This is a genomic window from Neobacillus niacini (assembly GCF_023715785.1).
Taxonomy (GTDB): Bacteria; Bacillota; Bacilli; order Bacillales; family Cytobacillaceae; genus Neobacillus; species Neobacillus niacini_E.
Genome location: NZ_JAMBOX010000008.1, coordinates 132,222 through 155,029 on the forward strand (window position 1 = coordinate 132,222; position 22,808 = coordinate 155,029).

The 22,808-nt window shown below is 41.7% G+C and carries 20 protein-coding genes; 2 read left to right on the forward strand and 18 right to left on the reverse strand.

The genetic code is table 11. The features are described 5' to 3' along the window. Nucleotides 1-50 precede the first annotated feature (50 nt). A complete protein-coding gene (locus tag M3234_RS15575) occupies nt 51-1,232 on the forward strand; it encodes a M24 family metallopeptidase (RefSeq protein ID WP_262305612.1) in 1,182 nt (393 codons plus the stop codon). Between the two features lie 131 nt (nt 1,233-1,363). Here M3234_RS15575 and M3234_RS15580 read toward each other — a convergent pair whose 3' ends face one another. The 17 genes from M3234_RS15580 to M3234_RS15660 all read right to left on the reverse strand — a co-directional run bounded on the left by M3234_RS15580 (nt 1,364) and on the right by M3234_RS15660 (nt 20,410). Further along, nucleotides 1,364-2,158, reverse strand: a complete 795-nt coding sequence (locus M3234_RS15580; RefSeq protein ID WP_262305613.1) for a carbon-nitrogen hydrolase family protein — start codon at nt 2,156-2,158, stop codon at nt 1,364-1,366. Between the two features lie 104 nt (nt 2,159-2,262). Next, complete coding sequence (locus tag M3234_RS15585; protein WP_262305614.1) at nt 2,263-3,597, reverse strand: MFS transporter; 1,335 nt, start codon at nt 3,595-3,597, stop codon at nt 2,263-2,265. 34 nt (nt 3,598-3,631) lie between these two features. Then, a complete protein-coding gene (locus M3234_RS15590) occupies nt 3,632-4,468 on the reverse strand; it encodes a hypothetical protein (protein ID WP_262305615.1) in 837 nt (278 codons plus the stop codon). Between the two features lie 102 nt (nt 4,469-4,570). Next, a complete protein-coding gene (locus M3234_RS15595) occupies nt 4,571-4,936 on the reverse strand; it encodes a cupin domain-containing protein (RefSeq protein ID WP_262305616.1) in 366 nt (121 codons plus the stop codon). Continuing rightward, complete coding sequence (locus tag M3234_RS15600) at nt 4,937-5,611, reverse strand: DUF2848 domain-containing protein (RefSeq protein WP_262305617.1); 675 nt, start codon at nt 5,609-5,611, stop codon at nt 4,937-4,939. A 78-nt stretch (nt 5,612-5,689) separates the two neighbouring features. After that, nucleotides 5,690-7,153: a 4-hydroxyphenylacetate 3-hydroxylase family protein gene (locus M3234_RS15605; protein ID WP_262305709.1), complete on the reverse strand. Its 1,464-nt coding sequence runs from the start codon at nt 7,151-7,153 to the stop codon at nt 5,690-5,692. A gap of 23 nt (nt 7,154-7,176) precedes the next feature. After that, on the reverse strand, nt 7,177-7,629 hold the full coding sequence (locus tag M3234_RS15610) for a PNPOx family protein (protein WP_262305618.1): 453 nt from the start codon (nt 7,627-7,629) through the stop codon (nt 7,177-7,179). Nucleotides 7,630-7,727: 98 nt separating this feature from the next. Then, nucleotides 7,728-8,399: a GntR family transcriptional regulator gene (locus tag M3234_RS15615; RefSeq protein ID WP_262305619.1), complete on the reverse strand. Its 672-nt coding sequence runs from the start codon at nt 8,397-8,399 to the stop codon at nt 7,728-7,730. A gap of 217 nt (nt 8,400-8,616) precedes the next feature. Continuing rightward, entirely contained in the window at nt 8,617-9,198 is a 582-nt protein-coding gene (locus M3234_RS15620; protein WP_262305620.1) for a UbiX family flavin prenyltransferase, read from the reverse strand. Nucleotides 9,199-9,272: 74 nt separating this feature from the next. Next, nucleotides 9,273-10,667: a UbiD family decarboxylase gene (locus tag M3234_RS15625; RefSeq protein WP_262305621.1), complete on the reverse strand. Its 1,395-nt coding sequence runs from the start codon at nt 10,665-10,667 to the stop codon at nt 9,273-9,275. Between the two features lie 11 nt (nt 10,668-10,678). Beyond that, a complete protein-coding gene (locus M3234_RS15630; protein ID WP_262305622.1) occupies nt 10,679-12,355 on the reverse strand; it encodes a thiamine pyrophosphate-dependent enzyme in 1,677 nt (558 codons plus the stop codon). A gap of 13 nt (nt 12,356-12,368) precedes the next feature. After that, nucleotides 12,369-14,279, reverse strand: a complete 1,911-nt coding sequence (locus tag M3234_RS15635; protein ID WP_262305623.1) for a TRAP transporter permease — start codon at nt 14,277-14,279, stop codon at nt 12,369-12,371. 84 nt (nt 14,280-14,363) lie between these two features. After that, nucleotides 14,364-15,419, reverse strand: coding sequence for a TAXI family TRAP transporter solute-binding subunit (locus M3234_RS15640; RefSeq protein WP_262305624.1), 1,056 nt, complete (start codon nt 15,417-15,419; stop codon nt 14,364-14,366). A gap of 72 nt (nt 15,420-15,491) precedes the next feature. Beyond that, complete coding sequence (locus tag M3234_RS15645; RefSeq protein ID WP_262305625.1) at nt 15,492-15,740, reverse strand: hypothetical protein; 249 nt, start codon at nt 15,738-15,740, stop codon at nt 15,492-15,494. A gap of 39 nt (nt 15,741-15,779) precedes the next feature. Continuing rightward, a complete protein-coding gene (locus tag M3234_RS15650; RefSeq protein WP_311315660.1) occupies nt 15,780-17,234 on the reverse strand; it encodes an aldehyde dehydrogenase family protein in 1,455 nt (484 codons plus the stop codon). 495 nt (nt 17,235-17,729) lie between these two features. Continuing rightward, complete coding sequence (locus tag M3234_RS15655; protein WP_262305627.1) at nt 17,730-19,049, reverse strand: nucleotide sugar dehydrogenase; 1,320 nt, start codon at nt 19,047-19,049, stop codon at nt 17,730-17,732. Nucleotides 19,050-19,063: 14 nt separating this feature from the next. Further along, complete coding sequence (locus M3234_RS15660; RefSeq protein WP_262305628.1) at nt 19,064-20,410, reverse strand: glycosyltransferase family 2 protein; 1,347 nt, start codon at nt 20,408-20,410, stop codon at nt 19,064-19,066. A 391-nt stretch (nt 20,411-20,801) separates the two neighbouring features. Between M3234_RS15660 and M3234_RS15665 the strand changes: the two genes are divergently transcribed. Then, nucleotides 20,802-21,950, forward strand: coding sequence for an ArgE/DapE family deacylase (locus M3234_RS15665; RefSeq protein ID WP_262305629.1), 1,149 nt, complete (start codon nt 20,802-20,804; stop codon nt 21,948-21,950). 191 nt (nt 21,951-22,141) lie between these two features. Here the strand turns inward: M3234_RS15665 and M3234_RS15670 are convergent, their stop codons facing one another. Further along, complete coding sequence (locus M3234_RS15670) at nt 22,142-22,792, reverse strand: YdeI/OmpD-associated family protein (protein WP_262305630.1); 651 nt, start codon at nt 22,790-22,792, stop codon at nt 22,142-22,144. Nucleotides 22,793-22,808: the final 16 nt, after the last annotated feature.

The window sequence follows — 22,808 nt, forward strand, 5'->3', positions numbered from 1 at the left end:
TTTAAAATAAAGTCAAGGGAAGAAAACTTCTAGCCAAAGGGAGAATTTATATGTTGAAACAAGAATTGCTATATAGAATTGGCCGCCTTCAAAAGACAATGGAAACACACTCTATTGATTCCTATATCATCACTGCTGAAGAGGATATTTGGTACTTTACCAATATTACTTATAAACCGGAAGAACGACCATTTTTTCTCGTTATATCTCCCGATCAACAGCCCGTATTAGTGGTGCCAAAACTCGAAGAATCCCATGTTTATAAAGGAATTATAGATTGTAAGGTTATCACCTATTGGGATTATCCTTCACCGGTTGGAGAAAACTGGAATGAGGTATTGAATGATTTTATTAAAAGATTTGAAAGAACGGGAATAGAGGACAATGTGAAAGCGGAAGTATTTTTAAAAATCAAAGCAAAGGAACTGGTTCCAAGTCAGCTAATCGTAGAACAACGGAAACGAAAAAGTCCATACGAGCTTGAAAAAATTAGATCGAGTGCAAGGATCTCAGACAGAGCAATGGAAATGATTTTTAAATCCGTTTATAAAGGGGCTACCGTCATTGAACCATTCGCCTTGTCAAGAAACATCCAAACCGAGCTGATTCGGACAAAGCAATTTGATCCCATCACGACTTCACTCCTGACTGCCGTTTGGCCAGCACCCATTAGTTCCATGCCACATAGTATTCCCAACTTAGGTGACAGGTTGGGTTCAGGCCCGAATGTGGCGATGGCTTATTTTAGAATAAACGGATATGCCTCGGAATGTGAACGAACCTTTTTCCTCGAAAAGCCAACAAGCGAAGAGGAAGCGTTATTTTACCTCATGATGACTGCAAGGCAAAGGGCATTGAAAGTTCTGAAAACCGGGGTAAGAGCAGCTGATGTCGATTCTGAAGCAAGGAATTATCTTATCAAGAATGGATTAAGTGAAAATCTGCTGCATCGGACGGGGCATGGTGTGGGCCTGGGGAACCATGAGGCACCTTTTGTCGCGGAAGGCAGTAATGAAATTTTGGAAGAAAATATGGTAATCACGATAGAACCCGGTATTTATATTGATAGAGTTGGAGGATACAGGCACTCCGACACGATTCTTGTGACCAAGGAGGGGTATGAATTATTAACAACAGCCCCTACGGAACTATCAGATGTCATCATTAAGAGGGCAAATCCCATAGCTAAACTAAAAGGCAGTCTTATACAAAAATCATTAAAAATTGAATAAAATCTTGTGGAGAACCGTATGGACGGTTCTCCTGGTCTTATTAAACCGTAATGAAAGCGAACCGATATGTACCCGATCCCATACTAGCGGTTCACTTTATTATTGAAGGGAGTCTTTCCCCTTGGCTTTCTTTACTTGTAAAACGCTGGTTTACGGTCGCGGACGCTTGGCAGTTTTTGTCTTACCCGTTGAATTCGTTCGAGGTCGATATCGGTGACAATAAGCCCCTCCTCTTCGCCGCCGCTGGCGATGACGACGCCCATTGGGTCGACGATCATGCTTCTGCCAGTGAACTCGACACCGACCAGGTTGGCGCCGCAGATAAACATCGTATTTTCAATTGCCCGGGCGCGGATCAGTGTCTGCCAGTGGTCCTCTTTCATTGGCCCTGCCATCCAGCCTGCAGGAACAATCAGGATATCCGCTTCTTGAAGTGCGAACTGCCGTGCAATTTCTGGGAACCTCAGTTCATAGCAGACCATTAAGCCGATTTTTCCAAACTCTGTTTCTACTACCTTATATGGATTCTCGCCTGGAATGATGGTATCTGACTCTTTATAACTAAAAGCATCATATAAATGGGTCTTACGATAGGATTGAACAAGCTCACCCGAACGATTGATCATGACGGTTGTGTTATAAGCACGTTGCTCATCATCGATTTTCGATTCATACATGCCGCAAACCACATAGATTTCGTTTGCGCGCGCTGCCTCTTTAAGGGCAGAAATGAAATGACCGTCCAGCGGTTCCGCCACTTCTGCGGGCAGGACACCAGATTTTGTGGTCGCCAGCGCCATATAAAACTCCGGAATCACCACAAAATCGGCACCCATCCCTTTTGCCTTAGCAATGTATTCAATAGCCTTCTCTAAATTAGCGGCTTTATCAACACTAGTAGATAATTGAGCAATGGCTACTCTCACAGCAGCTACCTCCTAAACTCACATTTTTCATTTATTTTAAACGATTTTCCTTCCATTTGCGCAGCTTTGAGATTGTCTCTCTACTTTGGCACTTTTCAAACAACCTATTCCTGCACATTTGCCTTATTCAGCGGGTACACGACTCCCATCGACGTTTTGGCATCGTCTTTACTATTCCGGATGAAGGCAGCAGAAAGGAACGAGGCGATGCACAGTCCGCCGATAAAAATCGCGAGCGGAACCCAAGAATTGTTGTAAGCGCTTAATAAAACAGTAGCAATCATCGGCGCGGTTCCTCCAAATAAAGCGGAGCCAGATTGATAGCCAAGCGTGATTCCGGTATACCCGACGTTTGTACTAAACATTTCTGTAAACATCGTGCCTATAATGCTGGCGATAGCGGACCACAGAATTCCAAGAGCAATAATGGAAACCACGTACGTTAAAAACACAGATTTAAGTGATAATAGATAGAAGTACGGGAATGAGAACAGAGCAAGACCAGCGGCACCCATCATAAACACACGCTTACGCCCAATTTTATCAGAGAGTTTTCCCATTAACGGAATACAAATAACGGTGACAATGGTAGCAGCACTGACAACATTTAACGTGGTTGTCCTAGATAAGCCCAGAGTTCCAGTCCCGTAGGCGATAAAAAATGTAGTGAACACATAGAACGGACCGACTTCTACACATTTGGCACCGAGAGAAATTAACACAGCTTTCCAGTGATGGCGCAGCGTCTCCACTAGCGGGATTTTTACCACATTCCCCTTTTGCTTTTCCTCCTCAAAGGCATGCGTTTCTCCTAGCCCTCTGCGGATCCAAAGCCCGACAGCCACGAGCACCGCACTCAAGATAAATGGAACTCGCCAGCCCCATGCCATAAATTGCGCTTCCGGCAGTTTACTCATTAACGAAATCGAGAATGTTCCAAGCAGCATACCAAGCGGAATTCCCATGGCCGGGAAGCTGCCGTAGTATCCTCTTTTTTCCTTCGGAGCCGATTCAACGGCCAGTAAAACGGCGCCGCCCCATTCTCCGCCAAGCGCAATCCCTTGTAAAAGACGCAGAAGCACTAACAAGATAGGAGCAATAATACCAATCGCTTGGTACGTCGGCAATAATCCGATACATACCGTCGAGATTCCCATCAATAACAAAGAGATGACGAGGGTATTTTTGCGGCCGAACTTATCGCCCATGTGGCTGAAAATAAGCCCGCCGACAGGCCGGATGAAAAAGGTAACCCCAAAAGAGGCATACGCAATCAATAAGCTGACAAAGGGATCATCATTTGGAAAAAATAGTTGATTAAAAACAAGTCCTGCCACTGTTCCATAAAGGAAAAAGTCGTAAAACTCAATCGTACTTCCAATTAAACTAGCAAACAGGACCTTTTTGGGATTTACGGCAGGCGTTCCTTTTGTCTCCAACTTGCATTCCTCCTTATTTTCTTTTTTTAAAAAATTACGCGAGTGCTGAAGCACCTCTCATATCCAGGGCGCGATATAAGAATTTAATTGTGATTCCGCCGCACTCTCCTCCCTCCAGCACGCCTTGATGTACATCCAGCAGTTCAAAACGATTCGGAGTCTCATTGCAGCACTTCAGCATCCCGAGACAAGTCTTGAATCCATTCGTTACCTCCACCTGATATAAGCCCAGCTTCGGTGATAAATAGTTATTTTCCATATGGAAATAGCTGGACTGGTGCGAACGGAACATAACACTTCCACTTATTTCATAATGTTTACCTAAGTAATGCGGGACGAGGTGCACATCCCCGTCGCTGATTAAATTTCGAATGAAGGTAGAGCTGATTTTGTGTTCATCGTTTGTTACCTTTGGAATGATGGTTACATCAAATCCGCCAGAAAATTTTTTCAAAAACTCAGCATCCCCCGCGGCTTTACAGCCAAAGCGAAAATCAAACCCGACCACCACATGCTTCACTTGAAGGCTCACGAGATAATGTCGAATAAATTCACTTGGCGGGAGGGAAGCAAAGAGCAGATTGAAATTTACAACATACACCTTATCTGCGCCAAAAGAGGAGATCCTCTCGAGTTTATCAGGAAGAGGGGTTAAATAGCCCCTGCCGGTTTTATGGCCGATGACCTCGCTCGGATGCGGATCAAAGGTCATCACGGTAAATGGCAGCTGGCTGTCCCGGGCAAGTTCCTTCGCTTTTTGAAACAAACGCTGATGCCCTAAATGAACTCCGTCGAAAAATCCTAGCGCCATTACACTCGGTTCCTGCACCAGCCCTTCATCCAGCGGGTGGGTTACATGTAAAATTTCCATATTTCAGCTTCGCCCCTCCCAGTCATTTTAAATACTGCGCTCTGTATACACAAATGGACTAAAACATCCCCTAAAGCTCCTCAAAACGTGAGGAGCTACCCTTTACTGGCCTTTTGAATAATAACGCACTTCGAATATCTTGCAGCCATCCGGCGATTTCCACGGACCATGCTTCATTCCCGGCGGGCGGCAGGCCACTGCTCCGGCCTTAAATTCCTCATTTAATTCCAAATCAATGATGGAACCTTCAATAATATAAAGTTCCTCCCAAAAGTCATGAATTTGTATACCATTTGGCGACGTATTCGTGCCAGGCTCGAACTGAAGAATGCGGGTTGCTACACTGGATCCCGGGATTTGCGCAATAATTCGCTGCGACAGCCCCTCCACCGGATGAATGGGTTCTGCTTCGAAGTTTGTATAATCCGTGAATTCCAATTCTGGTTTTACTGCTTTTACGTTTTCCATTTATACCACCTCAGCGTCTTTTAATATTTTTATTTGATAGGATAATGAAATCCTTTCATTACTTTTTGGATCATATAATTCGGCCTTAAATTCCTCGCCATACAAAAATTCATTGGAGAGGATTGGCAGCGTCCCGCAAAGGATGGCTGCTTCCGAAACAGAATAGCCTCTAGCCTCAATGATTTCTACGAGCTCTGTCGGAGTTAAGAACTCGGCTAATTTGCCAGATTGGTATAAAATCTCTTTCCCATTCACGACATACCAGCTGTTCATCTCAATCTCGTCCCAATGATCCTCGATGCTGCAGAGCGGCCATAATTTTGTGGTAACCGGCTTCGCACATACCTGCTTTGATTTTTGAATCGAAACGGCTTCAAGAACCCGGTCCGTATGATCGCTTCCCAAGCCTACGTACCATTCACCCTCGATATTCAGGATGACAACCTCGGCCTCGCCGCTGGAATCATTTCGTACCGCAGTGATTTCTGCGTCCGTCGATAGCAGTTCAGGCGATAATTGATAAATCATCGGTACAGTTGGCGGCGCAGGCACCCCGATTTTTTCCAACTCCTCAATATGCTCGCGCAATGAGTTTTGATCTTTAGACGTATAACCGGCAATGAGAAGATTCTTCGGCTCCCAATTGACCTCTTTTCCATTCACTAGAAATTTCAACGATTCCACCTCTGTTTTTTGGATAATCAGGATTACGATTGATAACGAATCCGCCAATCGGCAATTTTTTTAAAAAGGTTAACTTTCTACTAAACTATCTTCAGGAATGCTGTAGCTGTTTAAACATTTTTCAGCCAAGGCTACCGCTTCATCGTAGCCGTAATTGCGGTATGCATAGCCCTTCGCCACGAACGGTGCACCGGCATAGAACATTTCATACTGCTGATGGCGCCCGCCAAATTCGCTGCCGATGATATCCCACGCGAGCTTGAACAATTGGACTTTTTCAACGGCCCCCATGGTGCTTGAGCGAACATAGCGGTCCATGTCAGCTTTCGTTTCCGGATTCACTAACTCTTTATAAGAGGAAGGAACCTGCAGCACCCCGCCGCCGACCAACTCTCGGAAAATATGAATCACCTGCGGATAGATCGAGTTTTGCAATCCCATCGCCCCGTACAGGAAGCGCGGATTCGGAATCGCGTTGCCGCGGTGGTCAAAAATACATTCATACTCGGAGGCCAATAGCAGCCCTTCTGCCGTTGCTGCCAAGGATGCCAATTCGCCCAGCTTTTCCTGCACACTAGGAATCTTATCAATTCCATTGGCGGCGGCAATCTTTCGAGCTAACCCGATGATAAACTTCACCTTCGTGACATATCGGGTTTGCGCCTGATTATTGCCGATGCGGTGGGCCGGTGTTTCATGGAACTGCGCCTGGACCAGCTTAATATCTTTATATACAAATACATGCTCCCACGGAATGAACACGTCATCGAATACCACGAGGGCGTCGCTTTCATCAAATTGCGTGGATAACGGATAATCATAGACACTCGGCTTATCCGCCGCAAAACTCGGACGGCAGTATAATTTCAAGCCCGGTGCGTCCATTGGCACGACAAACGAAACGGCATAGGTTTCATCACCAGGTCGTAATGGGGTAATACAGCTGACAAAGAGATAATTCGATACGGCGGCAGAGGTACCAAGCATTTGGGACCCACGAATGACAATCCCATCTTCGTTTTCCTTATACACGCCGGTTGCGAGAAACTGTTCTTCTAATTCATGAGCTGCTTTGCTGCGGTCAATCTGAGGTGGAATAATCACATAGGAGAGATACAAGTCGTTGTCACGGGCAAATTTATAAAAGTTGGCTGCATTATCTTTCAGCTTTGGCAGGCCTCGCTCAAACACGTCAGGGGCACTGGCAAAACCGGCCATATAGGCGGCCACATGGTCAGGCGAACGGCCGACAAATCCGTAGGTGGACTCGGACCACTTCTGAATTGCTGCGCGCCGGTCCCGTAATTCCTCACGGCTTTTCGGCATCATGTATATTTTATTGGCCGTCGTGCCCTCTTCGGTTTTATAGGTCATGTCGTTCGCCGGGTCGGCAGCAATGTCGTACAGCTTTGCAATAGATTGCGAAATCCCTTTAAAAGCGGGATGCGTTGTCACATCATCAACTTTTTTACCATCCATATAGATGCTGCGGTTATCTTGAATAGATGCTAAGTATTGTTTTCCTGTCCTCACCAATTTCATCACCCTCCAATTTTTTAATAACTATAGACCGCTTCCTTTACTTCGTGATCGAGCTTCTTGATGAGGGATTCTTTGTAGGTTTTAATAAATTGCGGCTCCTGGGTAATCTGCGCCCCGTAAAACGTGATGTCGCGGATTTCATTCACCTTGACTTCCACAATCGCCATTTTCAGCGTCATCTTGTCGGCCTTTTCCGTTACCAGACCAGATTGGCCGGAGATGGCGTAAACGCTTTCCTTTGCAAAAAAACTTAATGTTATCTCGCCATGCTCTTTCACAATATCGAGCAGTTTTGACTTAGAATCTACAGCGAATCGCACGGTTTGATCGTCGACGGCGAATACCCACGACAACGCACTGGAAAGCACCTTTCCGATTTCCTGATGATGGGCATTGCAAAAGACGATATTCTGTCCTTGGAGCGCTTCCATCATTTCCTCCGTTAAAACGGTTTCAATTGCTTTCATTGTGGTCATACACCTCACTTTTGATAGAGTGCCCTACATAAAAGTTCCTTCTAGATGAAGAATCCTTTTTGGGGCGCCTGCTACCTGCCTCTCCTAAATTAGGAAAGGTCAATATGGAGCAGGGTTTCCTTGGTATTGTGTAAATGATCGAGAATATATTTTTCTACCAAATCTGAATTTTTATCTTCTAATGCCTGAATAATTTGGTAATGCTCCTGAATAACATCCGTCGCTCTACCCTTCTTTGTTACAGCTTTCAAGCCCATAAGCTGCGTCAAGTTATGAAGATTCTGCAGGACCTGTTCCATAATGGAAAAGTGGGCCAAGCGCGTCAGTGAAATGTGAAACTCATGATCTAGTTCGATGAACTTTATGGCATCATCATTCTTGATAGCCTTCTCTTGGTTAGCTACGATTGCCTTCAGCACATCCAGTTCCTTAGACGACTTGATAACCTTTATGATGTTTCTCACCACTTGAACCTCAATCATGCTTCTTAACAGGAAGATTTCGTCTTCCTCTTCGGCCGTAATTTTCCTTATTGTCACCCCTTTGCGCGGAATCCAGACTAACAGCCCCTCTTTCACGAGATCCTGAATCGCCGCCCTAACCGGAGTCCTTGATGTATTAAGGATTTCTGCTAATTGCACTTCTGTAAAAATCTCATCGCTGGAAAAACCGCCAAACAAAATCGACTTCTTAATTTGGGTATACACCTTATCCTGCGTAGTTGTTTCCTTTTCAATTGGTTTTAATTGTATCTTCTCCATACTCATTCAACCTCCTTTCTACATTATATATGATTGGAAAAAATGCAGGAAATTGTTTTTAAAAACTGTATTCGTTATTATGTATACATAATACATTAGAGGATTTTCGGTTGTCAATAAATTTTTAGAAACTTTTAAATATTTTAATTTCCATAACCATGGGGGACGATTCTAGTGGTTTTTGATACCATCAGAACTGTCCCCCCATGATATGCCGCTACTTTAATACCCTCGCTGAATGCTGTTTCTGAAGCCATCTTTTGGTTAAATTATTATCAATTGCAAACTGATCCAATACTCTTGATACAGTGTGATTCACAATGTCATCGATTGTGTTTGGTTTATTATAAAATGCCGGCATGGGTGGTAGGATGACACTCCCCATCCTCGCCAGACGCAGCATGTTTTCAAGATGTATTTCACTCAACGGCGCTTCACGAGGCACAATGACCAATTTCCGCTTTTCCTTAAGGATTACGTCTGCAGACCGGGATAATAAGTTATCCGCAAGTCCATAACTAATTGATGCTAATGATTTCATACTGCATGGCGCAATGATCATCCCATCCGTGATAAAAGAACCACTAGATATAATGGCAGCCTGATTCTGGGCGGAATGCACTTTTGTAGCAAGCGCCTTTACCTCCTCAATACTGTAGGAAGTTTCGAGCCTAATGGTGGTTTCCGCCCATGAACTTAAAATCAAATGTGTCTCTACCTCGCAATCTCTGAGGGCTTCTAATATCCGAATCCCATAAATGGCCCCAGTTGCACCCGATATTCCCACGACAATCCTCATTTTTTCCTCCTTTAAAGTAAAGGCTTGTGTGAATCACTTTTAAAGGGAGAACTGCTTCTCTCCTTTTTTCGACGTTAATCAATAGATAAATAGGTTTCGCTCAGTGTTTCTGGCAGGGTATCTGTAACAGAGTCATATTTTTGATACTCCTTAATCCCTGGAATCCGCGTAACCTCATAATCCATTGGTTTGGCATTTAAAGGTATCGTGCAATCAAGGCCAATTTTTGAACTTACACCATCTTCTGATGATGGATCCAATTTGGAACCTAGTGCATCGTTAACAACAACTAAATCCCGTTTCGCTTGGAATCGTGTGGCAACACACCAATCGACCTGTTCTAAATCAAATATATCAATCTCCTCATCTACAACTATCACCTTTTTCACATCATAGTGTCCTGCAAACGAGGCTAAGATAACATTCTTCGCTTCTCCTTCATTTCTCTTCTTCATCGAGACAACTAAATGAAAGCGAGATTTTCCGCCTTTGGTTAAATGTACTTTCCTTACACCTGCACTTGTATTTCTTAGTGATTTTAGAAGACTGGCTTCCCGTGGAATAGCCCCTAAAAGCAGATTTTCATCCGATCCGGCTAAGCAGGTTTGGTAAATAGGGTTATTTCTATGAGTTACACAGTGAATATCAATGACTTCCTTATCACTTTCTGGTCCATAATAAGCAGGGAATTCACCAAAAGGTCCTTCCGACTCTCTTATGTTAGGAAGAATATGCCCCTCTAAAACAATTTCCGCGTAAGCAGGAACATCAATGTCTACTGTCTTGCACTTAACTACCGGAATCGGCTCCTTTTTCAAAGCTCCGGCAATTTCCAATTCATCTTGCCCTAGTGGAGCGATTGCCTGGGAGGCAAGCATTAAAACTGGATCAACCCCGATAACAATGGCTATTTCCAACGGCTTCCCTTGCTCTTCCATCTTTTTAAACGCATTGAATGTATGTCTCGGCAATAATAAAGCCCCTAAGCGATGTTTACCCGATACTTGTAAACGATGAATCGAAACATTCTGTTTCCCCGTTTCTGGATCGCGGACAATGGCTAAGGCCGCTGTTATGTAAGGTCCAGAATCCTTTTCTTGATGAAGTGGAATGGGAAACATTTTAAGTAAATCAATATCTTCATTAATGACATTTTCATGGACAGGCGCTTCGTTGCTATCTACCTTTTTATTAGGTAAAGGATGTTCCATTGCATCAAGAAATCGATCAATCGTCTCATCCTTTTCACACCCCAAAGCTTTAGCAAAATGATCTCTTGTACTGGCAATTCCCGAAACTGCACATACATCATATCCCTCCACCTTTGGAAAGAAGACGGGCTTTTCGCCATCATACAATTGGGTATAACCAGCCAGTTCAAATTTTGTTGATACCGCTTTATTGATAACAGCTAACTCTCCTTCTTCATTTAATAAACGTAACCACGAGCGTAATGAATTGATCGCCATATTTATCCCTCCTATGTTAATTCGTTTGAACCTTTATATAATAAAGATGATGCTGAGATTGTCTTAAGTTCTAAAGGAATCTCGATGATCGTGGGCTTCCTGTTTCGTAAGGCTTTATCCATAACTATTTTAAATTCATCATTGTTTCTTACTTTACATCCATATCCACCGAATAAAACTCCTAATTCATCAAAAGGTGGATTCCCCAAATCAGAACCGACCAGGCGGTTAGGAAACCTTCTTTCCTGGTGCAGGCGGATTGCCCCATATGCTTGATTATTAAAAACCAAAGAAATAATTGAAAGGTTATAACGTACGGCTGTTTCAAATTCTTGGAGAGTCATCATAAAACCTCCGTCTCCTGACAAGGTAATAACAGGACGGTCAGGATAAACCATCTTCGCCGCCAGGCCAGAAGGTAATCCATAACCCATCGTTCCAGATGTCGGACCTAAATACCTTTGAGTTCCTTTGAATAAAAAGTAATTCGTAAACCAGGTATAAAAGGTTCCGGCATCGGAAGTGATGATACTGTCTGCTGGGAGAATCTCATGCAAGTCATCAATCATCTTTTCCATTGAAAACGACACAGTTGTCTCCTTTCGCCTCTGTTCTTTTCGTTCAGATAAAACGGAGCGAAATCTATATTTACAATTTTTAACCCATCTATCAATGATACGGTGGTTAATCAACTCATCATAAAAAAACTGGTTTAATGCCTGCAGGGCTTTCTTTGCGTCCGCCTGATAGGATAAATCTGCACTAAAAGGCTGGTTTAATAGAACGGAATGATCAATATCAATATGAATAACCATTTGTTCGGCAGCAGGAAAAGTGTACTTTTGTGTTGTGATCTCAGAGAGTCTCGTGCCAATGGCAAAAATGAGGTCCGCCTCCTTAATGGTTTCAAGAATTTCCGGAAACGTCCCCAACCCCATATTACCTAAGTAATGCGCATGATCATTTGGAAAACAATCATGCCTACGAAAAGCGGACATAACGGGTATTCCTGATAACTCGGAGAATTTCACAAGTTCCTCCCTGCCATCTGACAACACAATCCCGCCTCCAGCAATGATAAGTGGTCTTTTGCTGCAATTTAAGAATGATATGATCGTGGATGCCTCATCTTCTCCCAAGCCTGGTTTCAAAGCTTTCTTTGGTGTAAAAAAAGTGAAATCTGACCTTTCAGCTAGAATATCTTCAGGTATGGAAACGACCACGGGGCCGGGTCTGCCTGCTTTCGAATACGATATTGCTAGATTCATAATTTCTGGAATCCTGGATGCATCGTTAATTTCCACTGTGTATTTGGCAATATGAGAAAAGAAGGAGGCTATATCTATTTCCTGCCATGCTTCTCTTCCCCTATGTTTACTATTTACCTGCCCAATAATCACCAGCATAGGAGTAGAGTCCTGTTTTGCTGTATGAATGCCAATCGTTAATTGCGATGCACCGACACCCGCAGTTGCGATACAAACTGCGGGTTTTCCGGTCGTTTTCCCAAAAGCTTCCGCCATAAACGAGGCCCCACCCTCATGCCTAGCAGAAACAAACTCAATTAAAGTCGAATCATACGTCGCATCAACCAAATCCAAAACTTGTTCTCCTGGCACCCCAAAAACATGGGTGATTCCTTCCAACTCTAAACATTTCATCACCGCTTGTGCACCAGTACAATTCACAAATTCCCCCCCTTTACCTGCTAAATTCTACTGGGCCTGAATTAGCTAAATTTGCAGTTTGGGATCTTTTTAAATACATTTGGAACAAGATAACCGCTATAAATACACCCAATCCAATAATGCTCATAAGCACATTCGGGGCAATTAAGCAAATTGATGCTATTACCAATACCAACCTTAGCAACATTTTTAAAGGAACAATAAAATACCCGATAATCGCTCCTGAAAGGGCGGTTACCCCTAGTAATGTAGTAGTGGTAGCTATTACGATTTCAAAAGGATCACCAATTAATAATAGGGCCGGATTAAACACGAATGAGAACGCAACCAAAAGGGCTGGAATCGATAAAAAGAACGCATAAAATCCAGTTGAGTTCGTATCGCTTTTGGCAATACTTGCTGCGGCATAGGAAGCCAATGCTACAGGCGGAGTGATCATAGAGAAACAGGCAAAATATAGGATAAACATATGACCAGCCAGCGGTTCAAATCCTAAGCCCTCCAAGGATGGCGCCATCAGTATCGCTGCCATAATATAGGCGGATGTGGTTGGCATACCCATTCCTAAAATAATGCAGCCAATTGCTACAAATACGCAGGAAAGAATCATGCTTCCAAACGACCATTGTGTGATGAGACTACTAAACTTTAAACCTAGACCTGAGTGAGTAATGACCCCGACAATTATCCCGGCAACCGCACATGGAATTGATACCTGAATGGCTTGTTTCGCACCGTTGATCAGTGAGTCCAAAATTGCGGTCAAACCCATTCTCGTCGATTTACGTACATAGCTAATGGCGATAATAGCAAGGATTGACCAAAAGGCAGCCAAACTTAGGGTATTCCCATTAAAGATAAACACAATTAATAAGACAAGAGGTAAAAGTAAATGAATTTTATCCAGAATTCTCTCTTTCTTTTGATATAATTCATCCTCTGGGCCTGAATCGGTTTTTTTACTTGCCTTCATCCCTATTTTCCCTGCCTGAAGGTGTACCGTCACATATAACATGACGTAGTAAATGAGGGCTGGAATCAAAGCTGCCAAGGCAATTTCTTTATAAGGGATTCCGAGTGTATCCGCCATTAAAAAAGCGGCTGCACCCATGATTGGTGGAAGAAATTGCCCCCCGGTGGATGCGAGCGCTTCAACAGAAGCTGCAAATTTCGGCGGAAATCCTACTTTTTTCATTAATGGAATCGTAAAGATTCCCGTACCCACGACGTTTGCCACGGCACTCCCACTAATTGATCCCATACCTCCACTCGCAACAATAGCTGCTTTGGCCGGCCCCCCCTTTGATCTCTTCGTTAATTTTAAGGCAATGTCAATAAATAACTGTCCCCCGCCCGAAATTTCTAAGAAGGAGGCAAATAAGATAAAATAGAAGACATAATCTGTCGCTACCCCGACCGGGACTCCCAAAATCCCATCTAATGAAAAGTACATCGCTTCTGTCATCCGCTTAAAGGATAAACCGGCATGTCCTAACATTCCCGGAAAATAGGGGCCTGCAAAGGCATAGACAAGAAAGAAGACTGCCAGAATGGTCATGGCTTTCCCAACGGTACGGCGCGATGCTTCTAAGAGAAGCAAAATGACCATCACACATACCGTATAATCAAGAACGGTAAGTTCACCGACAAATTGAATTCTAGACGTTAGTCTTTCTGCTTGGAAATATACATACCCACCACTTGTCAAGGAGAGTACTACCAAAACAAAGTCTAGGTTTCGAAGAAGAATGTTATTCGATTTTTCCCATCTTCTTACTAAAGCAAAGGTTAACGCCAAGGCAAACGAGACATGAATAGCTCGTTGGATTTGAGACGTTAAAGGTTCTACACCTGCTTGGTATAGTTGAAATACGGACCATACAATGGCAATAATGGCAACCCACTGCAAGTATTTTTTCTTCATTAATCAATCCCCTCCCGTATTCAGGCTGAACTAATGCTTCTTTCTTTTATTAAGTTTGGCAGCCTAACAGCCGCCATTTTGAATCTATTTCAAAATGCCAACTTCCTCATAATAACGTTTAGCCCCTGGATGAAGCGGCACACCTAATAAAATTTCATCCGCGGCTTTGGCAGGATCAAAATCTTGTACCGAACTATGACCTTTAACCAATGCTTCTTTGTTTTCCACGATTGCTTTTGTAATCGTGTAAGCCAGTTCTTCATCTAGATTTTTGTCCGTTACATACGAGGCAACAAAACCAACGGTATTAACTTCATAATCTTGGTTTTTAAATTGTCCTGATGGATATTTATCAGCCTCAAATCCATATTTACCTAACGAGTCCATAATATTATCTTCCATTGCCATTAAAGTGATATCCGTTGATAATGCAAGTTCTGTAATAACAGGATGGGCCTTCGTCATAACTAAAATATGAATGTCAGCTTTTCCATTTTGAAAAGCAGATTTAATGACATCATTTGATGTAAGTTCAACCGATCCACCCAATTTCTCAATAGCTTTATAGTCTAATCCGTACGCTTCTAATGTTAATCTGGTGCTATATTCAGCCAGCGTTCCCACTGGGTTGGTAATTACCCGCGTTGGAATCTTTTTCTCTTTAATATCGGCCAATGAGTCTATACCATTCTTTTTTAAAAACTCAGTTCTGGCAATAATTCCAATATAGTAATCATTTACGCCTCCCACTAAGCCGCGAAGGTTCTCATGTTTCTTATCAAAAGCAACTTCCCCATTAAACGCCCAATTACTGGCGACATTATGCATTAAAGCAAAGTCTGCCTCCCCCTGCTCAATTAAATCAACATTTCCAGTTCCGCCTGCAATCGGTAATACTTCTAAATCAATAGCTGGCGAAGTCTTTTTCAAAATTTCCGATAAAGCACTTGAAAATTGATACCAAGAGGTCTGAATGTTGTTTGTTGCTACTTTCAATTTCACCGGACCGCCGTTCGCACCGCTGGCTTTTTCCGCTTTGCTGCCACTAGATGAATCTGAACCACAACCTGCAATCATGAGACTGAGAACAACTACCAACATGAACACTGAATACCAACGAAATTTACTTTTCTGTTTCACAAAAGATTCCTCCTTTTAATAATGTACTCTGTATACACATAGTGCAAAAAAAGAATTGTGTTTTCACTACTATCAACGTAACAGCCATACTTTTTCATACTTTTCAAAGTAATGTAATTTGTTTGCGATTTCAGGATCCATATCGGTATAATCAAGTGTGCCTAAATAGCTCAATTGATAGGAATCCTTTGCCTCCGTCGATAAGATCTGTTCAATTTCCTGTTTGGCGCCAAGCCTATCAACCTTCGCAGAATCGCAAAATGCTATCGCTAATTTTTCCTCATCCTTAAAACTTAATAAAAAGGTATGATCCTTTTTCATGTATATCAACACACCTCCAATAAATAATTTCACGAACGATTAAGGGAAAAGGTACTTCCTATCTTCTTTCTGAATGGACACCCATTTTACAGAAGTAAATTCATCGATTGACCATGTTCCGCCATGTCTTCCTAAACCGGAATCTTTTTCCCCGCCAAAGGGTACAAACGGTTCACTGTTAATCGTCATATCATTGATGTGAAACATTCCGCATTGAATGTTTTCAGCAAATGCCATGCCTCTTTCAATGTCTTTCGTAAAAACAGCACCAACTAGTCCATATGGGGTATCATTAACCAGATGCATGGCATCATCTTCGCCGTTTGCCTCCAGGATGATCGCAACGGGTCCAAATATTTCCTCCTTCGCAATGCTCATCTGATTTGTAACATTAGTTAAAACCCACGGTGACATGGTATTCCCTTCTACACTGCCTTCAACAATGACCGCTGCACCCTCATCAATACTTTTATTTATGAGGTGCTTCACTTTTTTTACCTGATGTTCGTTAATCATTGGGCCAATATTTGTCTCATTGTCCTTTGGATCACCAACCTTTAATTTCCGGACGCTAGCCGTGAATTTTTCTACAAACTCTCTGACCACTTTTTTATCAACAATAATGCGATTGATTGACATACATATTTGTCCCTGGTGTAGAAACTTTCCAATGATTGCTGCAGCAACCGCTTGATTCAAATCGGCATCCTCCAGTACAACCATGGCATTGTTGCCGCCTAATTCAAGCGTTGCTTTTTTCAAAAGCCTTCCTGCAACCGATGCAATATGCTTCCCCGCTTTGGATGAACCTGTAAAACTAATAACTTGGGGAATTGAATGTTCGACAAGGAGGTCGCCAATTTCTGCTAAATCAGCAACAATGACGCTGATTAATCCCTTTGGAGCCCCTGCATCCTCAAACACCTTTGAAATAAAACTTCCCCCTGTAATAGCAGTTTGATTATCTGGTTTTAGGATGACTGCATTCCCAGCAGCTAACGCTGGGGCAACAGATCGGATGGCGAGATTAAACGGAAAATTCCAAGGGGTGATAACGCTTACAACCCCAACAGCAGAACGGGTAATATAGTTCTTTTTATTAGGGATGATTGAAGCCAGCTGTTCCTTCTTCATCATTAGCGGAAAGGTGGACGCTTCATGGATATACCGGACTGCCATATCTACTTCTAGATTGGCCTTTTGCCGGGTGCTGCCTGATTCCTCTATTAACAGGTTGACAAGTTCGTCCTTTCTTTCTTCGAACAGCCTTATCGCTGCAAGGAGGACATCTCTTTTTCTTTCGGGTGAGGTCCGATTCCACTCTTTTTGTACCCTATCCGCTACAATGAAAGCCTGATTAATATCCATTTTATTAGCCAAACTCATTCTGATTATCAGTTCATTTGTGTATGGATTTCGATTCTCATAGTGAAATTCACTGCTTCCTCTTCTCCATTCCCCCGCCAGTGGGATTTTCCCCCATTGTGGATACACACCCAAATGCTAACTCCTCCCTTGAAAAATATTAGTCCTACTTTCTTTACGCCTGGCCAACTTCAAAAACGTACATCAAACACGGTGTTCTGTATACATTAGGCGGTCAAAAAAATAAGATTATTTAGTTGGAGCCATACATCCTTCGATGAGATCTCCAATTCAATAGTCCTGTCTATCCAAATTATGTAGTGTGATTATGTTATTTAATTATAACCACACGCAATTAATTAACGCAAGATTATTTTTATTCAAAATATTTAAAATCCCATAAAACGAAATCGTCTACGTGGCGCCCTGGCGCAAAGTGAAAATCTTCTACATTTGGAATTCACAAGTATTCATGGGCAATAACATGGATATGGTGATCTTAAACAACAGGGGCTATCGCTCTCCGAACACCCAAGCTGATGGACCGGATAAAACCATGCTGGAGAACCTAGACCTAAAAAGTTTCAGATCTAGGTTCTATACAAGACAATGACAAGGTACTTATCACAATTTATAATAATGTCCTTTGAAATTCTCCACTTCTTTAAAACCGTTTTTCGTATCAAAGATGATAGTTGCGTTTGAGGCAATTTTTTCATAATCAAAATCGGTGTGATCGGTTAGTAATGCCACTACGTCAAATTCCCCAAGTTTATCGTAATTCACCTTTTGAACGGGGATTATTTCCCCATCCAATCTGAAACTTTCAACATGAGGGTCATAAACCGCAAGATTAGCACCTAACTTTCCTAATGATTCATAGAAACGGAAAATCGGAGATTCTCGAACATCGTCAATATCTTTCTTGTAAGCAGCACCTAAGATGGCAATTTTGCTGCCCTTCACTGTTTTACCTTGCAAGTTTAGAATCTGCATGATTTTTTTAATAGAATAGGAATTCATTCTATCGTTAATTTCACCCGCCATTTCAATCATCTGAGTATTGAAATTGTATTTTTTTGAATACCAAGAAAGATAATACGGGTCAACTGGTATGCAATGTCCTCCAATTCCTACACTTGGATAAAATGCCATGAAACCATATGGTTTTGTATTGGCAGCTTCAATCACTTCCCATGGATCTAGCCCCATTTTGTCACAAATGACAGCAAGCTCATTCGCCAAGGCAATATTCACAAACCGGAATGTATTTTCAAACACCTTCGCCATTTCAGCTGCTTTCGTTGAACTGACAGGGAATACATTGCCGCCAATAAACAGTTGAGCCAGTTCCGTACATCTTTCTGTATGGCCGCCCACAATCCGCGGAGTATTTTCAATCGTATATACTTTGTTGGATGGGTCGACTCTTTCTGGAGAATAGGCTACAAAGAAATCTTCTCCAATTTTAAATCCTCTGTCTTCCACTGATGTAACAATGATCTCTTCAGTGGTAGAAGGATAGGTTGTACTTTCAAGGACGACTAAAGAACCCGCTTTGGCATTCATCACAATTTGGTTTGTTGCGTTTTGAATATAAGACAAATCTGGCTGCTTGTGTTCATCAATCGGCGTAGGAACACAAATAACCATGACATCAACTAAGCGAAGTTCAGAAAAGTCAGTTGTTGCTCTTATTTTCTTTTGGTTTACTAATTGTTTCAAAACATCTTCCTGGACATCGCCAATGTAATTTTGGCCTGCATTTATTCGATTGACTTTTGTTTCATCCACATCAAAACCAATAACCGAATAACCTACTCTCGCTTTAGATACCATAGTCGGCAGACCTACATAGCCCATTCCAATCACGCCAATAACCGCATTTTTTGTCTGTAATTGAGCATATAACTGACTGTAGTTATTCAGGTCTGTTTCGGCCATAGAAAAATCCCCCCTTATCTTGTACCCCAAGATGTTTTATTAATGGTTACTAACGCCCAAACTCGAATCGGAACTAATATGATCATATACATAAGAGCAAATATCGGAGAAAACAGATAAACCAATGGATTTTTAAAAAAGTAATAAACACCACTAATAAAGGCAACTAGGACCATATATCCTAAAGAATATAAAACAAAAATCACGGCATATGTTTCTGTCCATTGAAGGAAAGATGCCGTTAGAGATACGGAAAAAAAGAACCACGTATATCCTTCACCAAGTAGCCACACTAACATAAACGGCTTTCTCCAAGCATGATTCAATGAGGCGATACTGAATAAATAAGTTGATTTTCCCCATCGGACTTGTTGTTTAAAAAGTTGTTTTAATTTGTTCGGTACGTCCGTCAGACACACAGCGGTGGATTGATATTTTGTCTTTCCGCCATATTTCAAGGCGATATCGGTTAACATCCGATCGTCGCCGACTTCACAAGGAACCCCAGCTACAGTCGGACTTAAAAATTCATCCAAATGGTCCACAACCATATTGGCCCTATGCATACTTATGGCGCCAGAACAAACCAAAACAGCATTGGTAACGGATTGTGCGCCACGCCCTACTCTAAATGCTTTATCATACACTACGTCTTGCAATCGAGTTAAGAAGTTTTCTTTTGCATTTCTTGCGTTAATATGACCGACAACTGACATGACTTGATCGTCATTAAATGGTTTTAATAACTCTCTTACGGCATCCGGGAATATATATCCATCAGAATCAACTAGCATGAAAATATCACCAGTAGCATGTGTAAATCCCCAGGCTTGTGCCGCTTTTTTCCCTTTGTTTTTTTCAAATTGATGCGTGATGATTTTAGGCAATGAAGGGTCATTTTTCGAATGAATGATTTGTGCCATTTTACTCACTTCAACAAAAGCTGAATCATCGGTACTACCATCATCAACAAAGATAATTTCATGAATGGGATAATCTTGTTGTAGCAAACAAGCTAAACTTTTATTTACGGATTCTATACTTTCATTGTAATTGGGGATAATAACAGATACCTTATACTCTTTCTTTGGCTCCTGTTTTGCTGGGTTATAAAAATAAGAAACAACCACTTTTAGTAAAAGGTAGCCGAAACTTAGAGTAGAAAAAGCGCCAATCACATATTCCCATGTTTTTTCAGCCCTAACATTGACAAACACCATCCCAGTTAAGAATAGAGCATATAAAACAACAATAGTTATTCGAACAAACCAATTTTCCACCACTACAGCCGTTTTCGGTTTCTTTTTCCTTTGATGTGGCCTGAGTTGATCATTTTCAAGTTCATTTTCTAATTGAGACATCTTAATCTCCTTTCATTTACTATCTTTAAATATTTTTTTGTGATATCAATCACCGCCTCACTTTGTAACTCTTGGTACCTTGTCATAATCCTCCTTTTTCATCAGTTAGTGCATCCTATGTAAATGCATCATTTTTGAAATGGGCAAGTGTTGAGAAAAGGAGTTAACGGTAGGAAAGTAATACGAACATATTATACGTGCATAATTTAGTCCTAGATTTAACGGGTTCTTTCGTCGGAGAGAATGTAAGATTTTTGGCGGTAAATAACTAAAAAGGAAAAGGGGTGTCGTTGTCTTTTTAGAAGCTAATTCAACAAATATACTGCTTTTGGGTAAAATACAGTTGTATTCTCATTAAGGATAGACAGATAAAATTTCGGAGGGCCTTAGTATGAAACATTTTACAGAAGAAGAAAAGATAAAGATTTTATCTGACATGATCGCGATTAAATCTGTTAATGAAAACGAAATCGAAGTGGCAAATTACTTGAAGGATTTATTTGCCCAATACGGCATTGAATCGAAAATTGTTCCAGTTACAGACACTCGCGTTAACTTAGTGGCTGAAATTGGAAGCGGGAGACCAGTCATTGGCGTTTCCGGCCATATGGATGTCGTTTCTCCTGGTGATGAAAGCGAGTGGACTTCGGATCCGTTCACATTGACAGAAAGAGACGGAAAATTATACGGACGTGGAACAAATGACATGAAAGCAGGTTTAGTGAACCTTGCTTTAGTGATGATTGAACTCAAAGAAAATAATGAACTAACAAATGGTACTGTCCGTTTTATGGCAACGACTGGTGAAGAGGTCGGTGGTGCAGGTTCTAAAAAATTATACGAAGAAGGCTATATGGAGGATGTAGATTATCTGTGGGTCGCAGAACCTTCTCATGACACGATTATTTACTCTCACAAAGGATCACTTAACTTGCGTGTAACGTCTATTGGTGAAGCAGCACACAGTTCTATGCCTGACCAAGGTTATAACGCGATTAATCCACTGATGGAATATCTATTAGAACTAAACGAAAAATTGAATGGCGATGATCGTAAAAATGAAGTTCTAGATAAATTGGTTATGAGTACAACTATTTTTCATGCAGGGAACCAAGTAAACTCTGTTCCAGAAAAAGCCGTAGCTGAAATAAACGTGCGTACAATTCCAGAATTTGATAACGATGAAGTAATGGACTTATTCAACACAACAGCTAAAAAGTACAATAAAGAAGGCTCTACTATTCATGTTGAAGTGACCATGTCATTACCAAGTGTTTCCACTTCTGGACAATCTGAAATGGTTGATCTTGCGAAAGAACTCGGTAAAAAACATTTAGATTTAGACATTTCTGTTAAAGGTTCGCCAGGGGTGACGGATGCATCAAACTTATTACGAGGTAAAGATGACAACTTTCCATTCATGATGTTTGGTCCAGGCGAAACAAAAATGGCACACAAAACAGATGAATATGTCTACAAAGATTACTACTTTGCATTCTTCGAAATCTATAAAGAGTTAGTTTTAGGATTATCGAAATAAAAAGAGATTTTTTAAACAATAAAGAGATGACTACCTTTTTTAGTGGTTATCTCTTTTGCTTTGGTTTTTATTTAACCCTCAAGCCGAACGTTAATCATGTGATGGGACAGAAAGAATGGGGTCAGTCTTCCAAATTGGAACAGGAGACTGACCCCGAGAATCATATTTGCTTGCTTTAAACCACATATTTGCTATTTCTTTTTCTGCCGATATAAATCAACAGATTTATACCCCTGTGACAGGATATCGACCATTTGTTCGAGGCGTTTTTCCCGTGTTTGCTGCTGTGTGGCAGAAAATAGATAGCGGGCCCAACCCTTTTGGTAGCCTGGTGTTAACTCCTTATATAATCTTAGTTCATTGGGATGATCAGCTAAAAGCTTTTCAATATCTTTAACATGCTCCTCATAATCGGCAACAGACTGACTTGGAGCGGATGACTTTTTCGTTTTCCTTGCTTCACGCTTCAATCCGACGACAGTGAATACATCATCCATTCCCACCATCCGCGAGAATTTCAAATCGCTATCTTCAACATAACCATCCTCATCCACCTTTAGTGCTGGAAAAATCTCATCTCTGTGGATGAACGTTTCGTACCGCTTGTTCCCTTTTTTCGGATAAGCAAAAAATAAGTACCCTTTTTCAAGCAATAGCTGTTCCTTGATCACCCTTTGTGTATAGTCCACCATTTGCTCTAGCGTTTCGATAAAAATAAAGATCCCATCATGATTTCCTGATAAATTCTTCTGATCGTCATTAAACAAATCATAGTCATCCGGCTGATTCAGCACTGCCATATTCCGATACTTACCCAGATTTAATTTATCAATAATGGTCATCCTTCTACCCCTTCCT